The following is a 13209-nucleotide window of genomic DNA, read 5'->3' on the forward strand; positions in this document are numbered from 1 at the left end:
TTCATGGTTTTCGGGCCACCAAATAAAGAGGTTGATAACTGAGCGGGTAAGCGTTTTGCCAACCATGCTGCCGCGCCAACACGGCGTAATCACGCACAAATTGCGCCAGACGCCTTTTGCTCCACTGAAAATCAGCACTTGTTGCGGTGACACCGGTATGTTGTAGGTGTCGAAGCACCGCCAATGCGTCGTCAAACAGCAAAGTTTGCCGTTCTTCCCGTAGCAACAATACGTCTAAGCCCGCATTTTCCAACCAACCGTGCCATTGAGCCAAGGAAGGATAAGACAAGCCACATCCAGTCAGCGCTTTGATTTCACGCATATTCGCCGGTGCAAACGTAGTCAAACACAACCAGCCCCCAGATTGTAATGCGGCAACGCAGCGGCTCAGCAAAGTGGGCACGTCATGTACCCATTGCCACACGGCATTGGATACGATAACCGAAAGGTGTTCAGGCAATCGGATGTGCTCGATATCGCCCAGTAGCCATTGGGCTCGATAATCGGCCAAACTTGAATGCTGGTATAAATCATTCAGCCAATGATGCTGCTGCCCAGGTAGCAATCGCGTGAGTAAACCATCACCACACCCTATTTCTAACAGCCGATCGCACGGTTGCATGCCCAACGCCGCAGCCCACCAAATCAATTGGCGTGCCATGTTCGACTGCACCACTGCAGCCTGCCGGTATCGACTCTGTGCTTTGGCAAACCGCTGTGCCACTCGGTTTTTATCGACCACCTGCGTTGTCCGCAAGTAAAGCCAACAAAGGCGTTAAATGCGCCCATTGTATTTGGCTATTGAGAGAAATACGTAGGCGCGCGCTGCGCGCGGGCACCGTAGGCGGCCGCACAGCCATCACTGAAAAACCAGCGGCAGCCAAGCGCTTAGCCTTGGCAACAGCGGCCGCACTATCACCCACCATAATCGGCACAATATGGCTGCCTGAAGCATGAGGTGCCAAAAGAGCCACAGCTGCGCGCAATTGCTGTCCCACAGTTTTCAGATGTTGCCGCTGCGATTGCATGGTGACGACGTGTGTCCACACAAAACCAGACCAAGCCCAATTTACGGGTGGCAGCGCCGTACTAAAAATCAACGGTCGAGCAGTATTGATGAGGTATTCGCGCAATATTGGGTGACAGATTACATACGCACCCATGGAAGCCAATGCCTTACCAAAGGTACCCACAAGTATATCAATCTGGTTCAGCACGCCTTGTTCTTCTGCACACCCCAACCCTTGATTTCCGCGCACACCCACAGCATGAGCTTCGTCAACATACAGCATGACTTGGGGATAATCCCGCTTCAACGACACCAACTGGCGTAAATCAGTCACATCGCCATCCATGCTGAAAATGCTTTCCGTAACCACGATAATGCGCTTCACATGAGACTCATCCGCAAAACGTGCCAGTAGCTGCCGCAAATGCAAATTGTCTTGATGGCGATAGCGCACAAATCGCGCCGCAGACAAGCGCATGCCATCAATTAAGCTGGCATGAACCAATTTATCTGCCAGAATAACCGTATTCCGATCACAAATGGCTGGCAAAATGCCGCTATTGGCATGATATCCACTGTTAAACAGCAAAGCTGCTCGTCCACCATACGCCTGAGCCAATTTGTGCTCAAGTGCTGTCATGGTGTCGTCATTACCCGTCAGCAAGCGGGATGAGGCGCTGCCCAATGCATAACGCCCACCGGTTTCTGCCCAAAAGCGCTCACGCAGTGCCGTATCACCCGCCAAGCCCAGGTAATCATTACCCGACAAATTCAACAGCCGCCGCTGATCGGTCCATACATAAATGCCATCATGCTGCATCATGCTCAATTGTCGATACTGTCCCTGCGTGCGCCATTGTGCCATTTGCTCGGCAAAATCATCCATTGCACTCATGCTGGCCCCTGCGCCATTTCTTCGATGATGGCAATCATCTGTAGCAACAGCTCTGCCAATTGAGCCTGGCTGATGACATACGGTGGCATAATATATACCAAACGGCCAAAGGGACGCACCCAAATGCCACGCTGAACACAGGCTTGTTGAAACCAAGCCATGTCAACCGTGCGAGTCAACTCCACCACACCAATGGCACCCAAAACACGCACATCGGCCACCAAGCTGGACGAGCGCAAAGGCAACAAGGCTGCCTGAAGTTGTGTTTCAATAGCTTGAATACGTTGCGACCAATCTTGTTGCAATAGCAATCGGATACTGGCCAAAGCCACAGCACAGGCCAACGGGTTGGCCATAAACGTGGGCCCATGCATGAATACACCCGCTTCGCCCTGGCTAATTCTTTGCGCCACATCGGCACTGGTCAACACAGCCGATAATGTCAGATAACCACCTGTAAGACCCTTGCCCACACACATCACATCTGGTGCCACCCCAGCGTGCTCCCAAGCAAATAATTTACCTGTACGACCAAAACCAGTGGCAATTTCATCAAAAATCAACAACACACCATACTCAGCACATAAAGCTTTGGCTTGACGCAAATACTCAGGGTGATAAAACCGCATGCCGCCCGCACCTTGAACAATCGGCTCCAGAATCAATGCGGCCAAGGTTGCGTGTTGGGTGGCCAGAAGCGCCTTTAGGCTATCCATGTCTTCAGGCAGCCATAGCCCATCAAATCTTGACTGAGGCGCATCCACGAAGCAGCGTGAAGGCAAGCTGCTGCCAAACAAGTGGTGCATACCGGTAACTGGGTCACACACCGACATCGCATTCCAAGTGTCACCGTGATAACCCGAACGGGGTGTGACAAAATTGGTTTTATCGGGATAACCTTTGGCCGCCCAATATTGCACCGCCATTTTCAACGCTACTTCAACCGCCACTGAGCCAGAGTCAGCATAAAAAATCTTGTCCATATTGGGCGGCGCTATCGACAACAAGGCGCGACCCAATTCCACTGCTGGCTCATGAGTCAACCCACCAAACATCACATGCGCCATATTTTTCAGTTGATGTTCAATCGCAGCATTTAAAGCTGGATGGTTATAGCCATGGATCACGCACCACCAAGAAGACATGCCATCAATCAAGCGCCGGCCATCATCCAAATACAAATAAACACCTTCTGCTTTTTGTACCGTAAACGTGGGCAAAGGCTGAGTCATCGACGTATAAGGATGCCACAAATGGTTGTGGTCAAATTCGTTTGTTGTTTCCACCATTTATCCAATCGGCCAAAAGCGCAGCCAGAACTTCAGCATGGGTGTAAACCAGTGCATGTGCAGCACCGTCCACACAACACACGTCCATAGCAGGGTTTAGCTGTGCCAACGCCATATGAGCGGTTGCAGGCACCAACGCATCGCACTGCGCCAAAATGTGGTATTGCGGCACCTGTAGCCGGCGCAGCAAAGCACGACCATCCCACTGTTCCAGCATCCTCAGGCCACAATCCAGCACGGCCGAAGGCTGATCCAGATGCTGCTGCATGATGGTAGTAGTGGATTTAACATGGGCATCACCACGGGACATCAAAGCTGCAAAGCGGCGTAAGGTGATGTGGGGTTGTGTCATGAATGCATCAGTAAAAGATCGAAAAACCGCTTGGCCCATAGCATGGGGCCAGTCGTGTTGCGCCGTGAAACACGGATTGCTGGCCAATGTAATCAAGCGTCTAGTGCCTTGCCCCAGTCTGCACAAATCATCGACCATACACGCGGCCAGTTGCCCACCCAAAGACCAACCACCCACAATGGCGGCTTCGCACGCCTGTTGTTGATAATGCCTGCGCAAGGTTTTGTTGTGTATATCAAAAATAGGAGCCAATGTAGTGTCGAACCCATGCTCCGCCAAAGCTGCTTGCAAGGGTTGGAATACCGTTGGTCGCACCCCCCAACCGCTGAATAACAATAACTTTTGCATGACCTCGTATCACCAAAATAACGCAGGCTGCCTGAACAATCATTCAGGCAGCCTGTGCAGGCAACCGGATGTTACCCTTCGAAACGTTGAATCACCAAAGTACCATTGGTACCGCCAAAACCAAACGAATTGGAAATGGCTGCACGGATATTCATGTCCCGCGCTTCATTGGCACAGTAATCCAAATCACAGCCTGCTTCCACGTCCTGATCCAATAAATTGATGGTAGGGGGCGATTTCTGCGTGTAGATGGCCAACGTGGTATAAACTGCCTCAACCCCGCCCGCACCACCCAATAAGTGGCCAGTCATCGATTTGGTGGAATTAACCACGACTTTCTTGGCATGTTCACCGAAGGCCAATTTCAACGCATTGGTTTCATTGACATCACCCAAAGGGGTAGACGTACCATGCGCATTCACATAGTCGATGTCTTCCGGATTCAGACCAGCATCCTTCAATGCACGGGTCACACCCAAAGCCGGACCATCGGTACTCGGCGCAGTAATGTGATGCGCATCAGAACTCATACCAAAGCCCACTAGCTCGGCATAAATTTTGGCACCGCGTTTTTTGGCATGCTCGTATTCTTCCAATACCATAACACCGGCGCCTTCGCCCATCACAAAGCCATCTCGCCCTTTATCCCATGGGCGTGAGGCGGTTTGTGGATCATCATTGCGAGTAGACAAGGCTTTCATCGCAGCAAAGCCGCCGATACCCAATTCACAAATAGCTCCCTCAGCCCCACCCGCGACCATCACATCGGCATCGCCATACACAATCATGCGCGCCGAATCGCCAATGCTGTGCGCACCCGTAGTGCATGCTGATACCATGCCATAGCTCGGGCCTTGGTAGCCTTTCAGTATGGTCACGTGGCCTGCAATTAGATTAATCAGCGAACTGGGGATGAAAAAAGGATTAATTTTGCGTGCACCGTGCTCAAACACCGTGCGGCCCGTAGCTTCAATTGCCGGTAGCCCGCCAATACCAGAGCCAATATTAACGCCTACCCGAGTCTTGTCTAAATTGGGCACATCATCCAAACCAGCATCTGCAATCGCTTGGAACGCAGCTGCAATGCCATAGTGAATGAAATAATCCATACGCCGCGCTTCTTTGGCACTGATGTATTCGCCAATGTCAAAATTCTTGACTTCGCCGGCAATCTGGCAAGGCAGTGCAGCAGCATCAAACCGGGTAATGGTACCAATACCACTCACACCAGCCAGTAAATTTTGCCACGCGGTATGGACATCATTACCCACCGGCGACACTTGCCCCAAGCCGGTGATGACCACTCTTTTTTTGCTTTTGCTCATAATGTGCTCGCAAGAAAAAACCTCTGGCCGATTCAGGCGGCAACGGCACACCCTCTTCGTCAGAGGCAGTTCAGATGTTTGGTTTACGCAGACAGAATTAGTTTAGGTGTGCGCTTACAAAATCGATGGCTTGTTGTACGGTGGTGATTTTTTCAGCTTCTTCATCTGGAATCTCACAACCAAACGCTTCTTCCAAGGCCATAACCAATTCAACGGTGTCCAATGAGTCAGCGCCCAAATCTTCTTGGAATGAAGATTCGTTTTTCACTTCAGCTTCGCTCACGCCCAATTGTTCTGCAACAATTTTTTTCACGCGTTGTTCGATGTTGTTGTCCATTTACAGTCTTTCCTTCTTTGCCCGACAGCGTCAGACAGGGTTAGTTGAATCAAAGAGTGGCTTTTATGCGGCAGTATTGTACCGAATAAAACTAGAGTTTTCCATCTATAAACACACCAATGCCGCCGCTACTGAGCGAACTTCACGGCAATTCGCGGTTATTTCGCTCCAATACAAGCCCGTTATTCCCATTGCTGCCATCTTAGCACAGCCTGTTTTTTGCCCACAAGCCATTCTCAACCGTATCGTTGTGCTGCTCCTCGCCGATACTGTGTTGCAGAAAGCGAACAATCAAAGCCAACTCAGCAGCCGTTTCATTTTGTGTGGTGCCGCCGCCATGCCCGCCAGCCATCGGTGCAGATAACCATGCAGATTGACCAAGTGAACGCAAACGCGCATAGAATTTCAGCGCATGCGCCGGATGAACTCGGTCATCACGCCAATTGGTGGTCACCAAAGCAGGTGGATAAACTCGGCCGGACCGCAGCTGATGATATGGCGACAGCGCTTTCAACGCTGCTGCTTCGGCTACCTCAGCCAAACGTCCATATTCATCCTGCCAAGATGAACCGGCAGACCACTGATCATAATGCAGCATGTCTGTTAGCGGCACCTCACACACCAATGCACCCATGCTGAGTGGCTCACGGCAAAAGGCACTGGCCACCACCAAACCGCCATTACTACCGCCCTGTATGGCCGTGTGTGCCGCGCTGGCTCGCTGGTGCCGATACAAATCGTGTAATACCGCCAACAAATCATCCACGCTACGGTGTTTGTTTACCCCTTGTGCCGCACGATGCCAAGCAGGGCCAAATTCGCCACCACCGCGAACATTCGCCAGTACAAACGCACCACCTTGGGCCAACCAGTGCCTGCCAACCATGCCTAAATAGTAAGGCAGCTGAGGCATACCAAAACCGCCATAGACATAAACCACGGTGGGTGTTTGCGGTGTCGCCGTTCGGCCCACATGAAAATACGGTATCGCTGTACCATCCGCACTGGTTGCCTGAAATTGCTGGATCTGCATACCAGTCGTATCAAACTGGTTTTTTTGGCGCCGCATCACACACAATTCCATCAGTTGCAAATCCAGCGTATACAAAGTCAGCGGTTGGGTGAAATGGCTGATGGCCAAATACAAAATATCACCCCCCCAAGGTTGGTCGGTGATTTCCAATACCCCCTCAGGCAACTTCGGCAGCACTACCGTTTGCCAGCAACCATCATGGAATCGCCACGCACACAAACGGCTGTGCACCTGATCCAAAATACCCACTACCACAAACCGGCGGGTGGTTTCGACAGTATCAATGGCTTGCGTAGCTGAGGGCACAAACAATGCCTGAGCCTCACCGAGCACGCCCTTATGCAACTTCACCGCCACCAAGCTGCCGGCGATATAAGCTTGATTGGCACGCAGCCAATCGCTTCTTAATTGCACCAACAACTGTCCCGACAAATACCCCATCAGCTCACAGTCATCCGGCAAGGTCAACCGATGCACCGTTTCATCCGCCATTATCTGATAATAGGTTTTGGTATAAAAACCAGAGGCCGCCTCTATCAAATCAATGACACCACCTTGACCATCCAAATAGCGCCACGCATTGACCATCATGCCATCAACCGGCATTTCAAACACAGGCACAGCATCAGCAAAGGACTGCCCACGGTGCAACAACCACACTTGGCGCGAATAACCCGATGCGGTGCATTGGCGTTCATCCCAAGCTGGGCACACCCACACCGAATCCGCATCACGCCAACTGATGTTGCTTTTACTTAGCGGGAAATGAAAACCATCAGGCACAATTTTTTTCTGTACCAAATCGAATTCCACCGTATACGCAGCATCACCTCCGCCCGCGCTCAGACTGATGAGTACATGCTCTGGTGCATCCACATAATGCGCCACACCTTGTAAATACACATCATCATCCAAAATCGCATCAAAATCGGCCACTGAAAACAAAATAGTCCACTCAGGCAGCCCTGCGCGATAGCTGGCTGCGGAGCAAACGCGATATACCCCTTTAGGCCATTCCGCCGATTGGTAAAAATGATACATCCGAGCGCGGTGTTCCTGACAAAACGCGATTTGCTGCTCATCTTGCAATTGCGCCGCAATGTCGTCACGCATCGCCACAAAGACCGCATCTTCAAAACGTGCCCGCGTTTCGCCATCGGCCGCCACCGCAAAATCCTGGGTGGACTGAGCAGTCAAATCTTCCAAATTCGCAAACGGATCTACATCGCACATAAAAGGCTGCCTGAATAAAAAAATGGCCTGCCAAAAAGGCAAGCCATTGTTGTGATTGGTGCCGACAGCGAGACTTGAACTCGCACGACCGTTATATGGTCACCACCCCCTCAAAGTGGCGTGTCTACCAATTTCACCATGTCGGCACGTTAAAACTTGTTTACTCCGGAATCACCGGTTTTTTTGCTGGTGCTGCAGGTGCAGGAGTACTTGCAGCTGCAGGGGTGCTTATGGGTGCTTTTTGCTGCACATCACTGAAATCCAAACCGGATTTACCGTGTGTTGCAATATAGCCCAGAGCCAAGCAAGTGATGAAAAACACCGTGGCCGCCATGGCCGTGCTGCGGCTCAAAAAGTTGGCGTTGCCTGCTGCACCAAATACGCCTTGCGCGCTACCCGTACCGAAAGCAGCGCCGGCATCCGCACCTTTGCCTTGCTGCATCAATACCAGCACGATCACGGCCAGTGCCGAGAAAATATTCACGATCAAAATTAGGGTTTTAAAGGCTTCCATGATTCTTTATTCAGCGGTTTGAGCAGCTTGGATAATGGCGGCAAAGCTGTCGGGTTGCAAAGAAGCGCCGCCTACCAAAGCCCCATCAACATGGGCAACGGCCAAAATATCGGCTGCGTTTTGGGCATTGACACTGCCACCGTAAAGGACGCGGATTTTAACACCTGCGCCACATAAAGACAAGATTTGACTATAAATAAAAGCATGCATAGCGGCAATCTGGGCCACTGTCGCCACTTGGCCCGTACCAATAGCCCAAACTGGTTCATATGCCACCACTACGCTATCCAAGGACAAATCGGCCAGTATGGCCAATTGTTGCGCCACCACTGCCTCGTCTTGGTCCGCTTCTCTTTCGGCCAAGGTTTCACCAATACACAATATCGGCAGGACACGCTCGCTCAAACAATGCTGGTATTTTTGGCGCAATACGGCATTGCCTTCATTAAAATACTGGCGTCGCTCGGAATGGCCCACCAGCGCAAAGCGCGCTCCAACATCAGCCAACATGGCCGCACTGGTTTCTCCTGTATACGCACCATCGTTGGCAAACTGGCTAACGTCTTCAGCACCCGACCAAATTCGGCTGCCTGAAAGGCACTCGGTAACTTCTTGTAAATATACCGTCGGCACTGCTACGCCCAATTGGACTTGCTGCGCGTCATGTATTTGTGGCAACAACTCAGTCAACAAGGTGCGAATAGTCGCTAACCGGCCATTCATTTTCCAATTGCCCAACACCCATTTACGCTGCCACATAACGTCACCTTCTGTCATTACGATCTCTTTAATTTAAGGTCAAAATACCCGAATACCACCCAGCAATGGATTTCTGTTCCAAGCAGGCCAACAATCTGATAATTGTTGCGTTCAGGCAACCCAAGAGCCTGCCCAACACCATCTTTGAACGGGCGCATTGTAACCGAATTCGTTTTTTTCGTCTTATTTACACACTGTCATACTGCTGCAACATGAGTTTCATAAACTGCGTGTCGATGGCTTTGATGGCCTTTAAATTTTATTGAAACGTGAATTGAACAACGGAGAAATCCTCATGCGTATGCAACTTGCTTCTGTATTGGTTTTGGCGGCTTTGGGTCTGGCTGCTTGCTCGGGTGGTAACAACGAACCGGCTTCTTCTGGCGCCTCAGCCACCCCGGCTGCCAGCGGCAGCGGCAGTGCCAGTGGTATTACTGGTGCTGGTGGCACCTTCCCGCAACCCATTTACACCCAATGGGCACAAGACTACGCTCAAGCCGCAGGTGAAAAAGTCAACTACCAAGGCATTGGCTCTTCAGGCGGCATCAAACAAATTCAAGCCAAAACCGTTGATTTTGGTGCGTCTGATGCCCCCATGTCTAAAGAAGACTTGGATAAAAATGGCTTGGTTCAGTTCCCAACCGTGATCGGCGGCGTGGTACCGGTAGTCAATATTGATGGCATCGAACCGGGAAAATTGAAATTGAATGGCGACGTTTTGGCCAAAATTTACTTGGGTGAAATCAGCAAATGGAACGATCCACAGCTGGTTAAACTCAACCCGGATTTGAAATTGCCTGACGCCAACATCACCACCGTATTCCGTTCTGATGGTTCTGGCACCAGCTTCGTATTCACCACCTACTTAAGCCAAGCTTCAGCAGCTTGGAAAGACAAAGTAGGCGCCAGCACCACTGTACAATGGCCTACTTCCAAAACAGGTGCTGCGGGCAAAGGCAATGCGGGCGTTGCCACTTATGTAGACCGCGTGAAAAACTCCATCGGTTATGTGGAATATGCCTATGCCAAACAGAACAACATGGCATACACGCAAATGCAAAATCAAGCGGGTAACTATGTTTCCCCCACGCCAGAAACTTTTGCTGCTGCGGCCGATACAGACTGGTCTAAAGCACCAGGCTTTAACTTGGTGTTGACCAACCAAGCGGGTGCACAAGCATGGCCGATTGCATCAGCCACCTTTATCTTGGTACACAAGCAGGCAGATGATGCAGCCAAAACCAAAGCCGTGTTGTCTTTCTTTGACTGGGCCTTCAAACAGGGTGATGGCGCGGCTGGTAAACTGGACTACGTTGCCCTACCCGCCAATGTTAAAGATTTGATTCGCCAAGAGTGGAAGCAAATTACCGACGCCAGTGGCAAAGCCGTTTACTGATGACGCACTCTGCATAACCTTTTCAGGCAGCCTTGAGCATTTTTCAAGCTGCCTGAAACTGTCTTGACTCATCCATTGCTAGGGAAAACAGCATCATGAGCACTCTTCAACAAAAGCTGGCATTTCAGCGTCGCGTGGACACGGTATTTGTCAATACCACGCGCCTCTTTGCCTTTTTGGTTCTGGCCAGCTTAGGCGGCATTTTGTTGTCGCTGATTGTGGGCGCCTGGCCCAGCATACAAAAATATGGCCTAGGCTTTCTCACTGGCACCGACTGGGATGTGGTAGCCAACCAATATGGCGCACTACCCGCCATCTACGGCACATTGATGACCTCGTTCATCGCCTTGGTGATTGCCGTTCCCGTGAGCTTCGGCATTGCCGTTTTCCTCACTGAGCTGTGTCCTGCTCGCTTGCGCCGGCCATTGGGTATTTGTGTGGAATTATTGGCAGGTATTCCATCGATTATTTATGGTATGTGGGGTTTGTTTGAGTTTGCACCCGTATTCTCAGAACATATCCAACCTTTTCTGACCCAGTATTTAGGCGGCATTCCTCTGTTAGGTCGCCTATTCAGCGGTGCACCCATGGGCATTGGCATGTTTACCGCTTCGCTGATCCTGGCCATTATGATTATTCCATTCATCGCATCCGTCATGCGCGATGTATTTGAGGTGGTACCGAGCATGCTCAAAGAATCTGCCTACGGTTTGGGTTCCACCACTTGGGAAGTGATGCGTTATGTGGTACTGCCTTACACCAAAGCCGGCGTCATAGGTGGCATTATTTTGGGCTTGGGTCGTGCACTGGGTGAAACCATGGCTGTGACCTTCGTCATCGGTAATACCTTCAACATTGATGCCAGTTTGTTCAAATCAGGGGTCACCATCACCTCTGCATTGGCGAATGAATTTGCTGAATCAGACGGGCTGCATCAATCGTCACTGCTGTATCTGGGCTTATTGCTGTTTGTGATTACCTTTGTGGTATTGGTGATCTCCAAAATCATGCTGTTGCGCCTACAGCGCAATGAAGGTCAGAAACACTAAGGAATTCATCATGAATCAAGCCATTTATCGCAAACGCCGCCTTGTTAACCATTTCAACTTAATGATGGCCTGGATCACCATGGCATTTGGCCTATTTTGGCTAGGCTGGATTTTCTTTACCCTATTCCAGCAAGGATTTAGCAGCCTTTCTGCTGCTGTATTCACCATGGATACGCCCACTGCATTGAGTGACGGTGGGTTGCGCAACGCCATCATCGGCAGCATATTGATTACCTTTTTTGGCCTGCTTATTGGTACCCCCATGGGCATTTTATGCGGGATTTACTTGGCTGAATTTGGCAACAACAGCAAGCTGGCATCGGCAACGCGCTTTATGAATGATATTTTGCTCTCGGCACCCTCTATCGTTATCGGCCTGTTTATTTATGCACTCTGCGTCAAACCAGTGGGCCATTTCTCAGGCTGGGCCGGTTCGCTTGCGCTCTCGCTGCTGGTGGTACCAGTGGTGGTGCGCACCACAGAAAATATGCTGCGACTGGTGCCCAATAGTTTGCGCGAAGCGGCCTTCGCTCTCGGCACACCCAAATGGAAACTGGTACTGATGGTGACCTTGCGCGCTGCCAAAGCCGGTGTATTAACAGGCGTATTGTTGGCGTTCGCGCGCATTTCAGGGGAAACCGCGCCTTTGCTGTTTACCGCGCTAAACAACCAGTTTTATAGCTTGGACATGAACCGCCCCATAGCCAACTTGCCCAATGTCATCTATACCTTTGCCATGAATCCGTCACCTGCCTTGATTTCACTGGCTTGGGCTGCGGCGTTGCTGATTACCTTAGCAGTGCTGTTGATTAATATTCTGGCTCGTTATTTGGGCAGCAAATCCCATTCTTGATTGCGTATTATTTAAGGACTTAAGCCACATGAACGCCATTCCCGACCACGTAAAAATTGCCGTACGCGATTTCAACTTTTATTACGGCAATTTCCATGCTTTGAAAAACATCCATTTGGACATACCCACCAATAAAGTCACTGCTTTTATCGGCCCATCTGGCTGTGGTAAATCTACTCTTTTGCGCACCTTCAATCGCATGTATGACCTGTATCCGGGCATGCATGCAGAAGGCCAGCTGCTGCTGGATGGTAACAACCTGCTCGATAAGGGCGTAGACGTCAATTTATTGCGCGCCAAAGTGGGCATGGTATTTCAGAAGCCCACACCATTCCCCATGTCAATTTACGACAACGTGACTTTTGGCGTGAAACTGTATGAAAAACTCAGCCGCAGCGAACTGGATGACCGCGTAGAGTGGGCTTTGCGCAAAGCGGCCTTGTGGAACGAAGTAAAAGACAAACTCAAACAATCAGGCAACTCATTGTCTGGTGGCCAGCAACAACGTTTGTGTATTGCCCGCGCGGTGGCAGCCAAACCTGAAGTGGTTTTGCTGGATGAACCCACTTCAGCTTTGGACCCAATTTCCACGGCACATATTGAAGAATTGGTGACCGAATTGAAAGAGGATTACACCATCGCCATCGTGACCCACAACATGCAGCAGGCAGCCCGTGTTTCCGATTACACAGCCTACATGTATCTTGGTGAACTCATGGAAGTGGGCGAAACCAATCAGATTTTCACCAAGCCCAAACGCAAAGAAACCGAGGACTACATCACCGGCAAATTCGGCTGATGTAACCACCGAAATACC

General features: G+C 50.7%; 13 protein-coding genes and 1 tRNA gene. 4 read left to right on the forward strand and 10 right to left on the reverse strand.

The window, feature by feature from the left end; translation table 11 throughout:
* Window position 1: 1 nt before the first annotated feature.
* From A2F46_RS05660 to tpiA, 10 genes are all read right to left on the reverse strand, one after another.
* Complete coding sequence (locus tag A2F46_RS05660) at window positions 2-757, reverse strand: methyltransferase domain-containing protein (RefSeq protein WP_156471572.1); 756 nt, start codon at window positions 755-757, stop codon at window positions 2-4.
* Window positions 732-1904, reverse strand: coding sequence for an 8-amino-7-oxononanoate synthase (locus A2F46_RS05665; protein WP_066567833.1), 1173 nt, complete (start codon window positions 1902-1904; stop codon window positions 732-734). The genes A2F46_RS05660 and A2F46_RS05665 overlap by 26 nt, the downstream gene beginning before the upstream one ends.
* On the reverse strand, window positions 1901-3193 hold the full coding sequence (gene bioA, locus A2F46_RS05670; protein WP_066567839.1) for an adenosylmethionine--8-amino-7-oxononanoate transaminase: 1293 nt from the start codon (window positions 3191-3193) through the stop codon (window positions 1901-1903). The genes A2F46_RS05665 and bioA overlap by 4 nt, the downstream gene beginning before the upstream one ends.
* The gene (locus A2F46_RS05675) at window positions 3168-3893 is read right to left on the reverse strand and encodes a hypothetical protein (RefSeq protein WP_066567841.1); all 726 of its coding nucleotides are present in this window, start codon (window positions 3891-3893) and stop codon (window positions 3168-3170) included. Before A2F46_RS05675 ends, bioA begins: the two co-directional genes overlap by 26 nt.
* Before the next feature lie 71 nt (window positions 3894-3964).
* On the reverse strand, window positions 3965-5218 hold the full coding sequence (fabF, locus tag A2F46_RS05680; RefSeq protein WP_066567848.1) for a beta-ketoacyl-ACP synthase II: 1254 nt from the start codon (window positions 5216-5218) through the stop codon (window positions 3965-3967).
* 97 nt (window positions 5219-5315) lie between these two features.
* A complete protein-coding gene (gene acpP, locus A2F46_RS05685) occupies window positions 5316-5555 on the reverse strand; it encodes an acyl carrier protein (protein ID WP_066567851.1) in 240 nt (79 codons plus the stop codon).
* Between the two features lie 202 nt (window positions 5556-5757).
* The gene (locus A2F46_RS05690) at window positions 5758-7821 is read right to left on the reverse strand and encodes a prolyl oligopeptidase family serine peptidase (protein ID WP_066568000.1); all 2064 of its coding nucleotides are present in this window, start codon (window positions 7819-7821) and stop codon (window positions 5758-5760) included.
* A gap of 56 nt (window positions 7822-7877) precedes the next feature.
* A tRNA-Leu gene (locus A2F46_RS05695) sits at window positions 7878-7967 on the reverse strand.
* Between the two features lie 14 nt (window positions 7968-7981).
* Window positions 7982-8335: a preprotein translocase subunit SecG gene (gene secG / locus A2F46_RS05700; RefSeq protein ID WP_066567855.1), complete on the reverse strand. Its 354-nt coding sequence runs from the start codon at window positions 8333-8335 to the stop codon at window positions 7982-7984.
* A 6-nt stretch (window positions 8336-8341) separates the two neighbouring features.
* Entirely contained in the window at window positions 8342-9112 is a 771-nt protein-coding gene (gene tpiA, locus A2F46_RS05705; RefSeq protein WP_066567857.1) for a triose-phosphate isomerase, read from the reverse strand.
* Between the two features lie 277 nt (window positions 9113-9389).
* On the opposite strand from tpiA, the gene pstS reads away from it, so the two are divergent.
* From pstS to pstB, 4 genes are all read left to right on the forward strand, one after another.
* Window positions 9390-10490, forward strand: coding sequence for a phosphate ABC transporter substrate-binding protein PstS (pstS, locus tag A2F46_RS05710; RefSeq protein ID WP_066567858.1), 1101 nt, complete (start codon window positions 9390-9392; stop codon window positions 10488-10490).
* Between the two features lie 95 nt (window positions 10491-10585).
* A complete protein-coding gene (gene pstC, locus A2F46_RS05715; protein ID WP_066567861.1) occupies window positions 10586-11539 on the forward strand; it encodes a phosphate ABC transporter permease subunit PstC in 954 nt (317 codons plus the stop codon).
* Window positions 11540-11549: 10 nt separating this feature from the next.
* The gene (gene pstA, locus A2F46_RS05720) at window positions 11550-12392 is read left to right on the forward strand and encodes a phosphate ABC transporter permease PstA (protein ID WP_082783593.1); all 843 of its coding nucleotides are present in this window, start codon (window positions 11550-11552) and stop codon (window positions 12390-12392) included.
* A 28-nt stretch (window positions 12393-12420) separates the two neighbouring features.
* Window positions 12421-13191, forward strand: coding sequence for a phosphate ABC transporter ATP-binding protein PstB (gene pstB / locus A2F46_RS05725; RefSeq protein ID WP_066567867.1), 771 nt, complete (start codon window positions 12421-12423; stop codon window positions 13189-13191).
* Window positions 13192-13209: the final 18 nt, after the last annotated feature.

This window comes from Snodgrassella sp. CFCC 13594 (genome assembly GCF_001590725.1).
Lineage (GTDB): Bacteria > Pseudomonadota > Gammaproteobacteria > Burkholderiales > Neisseriaceae > Snodgrassella.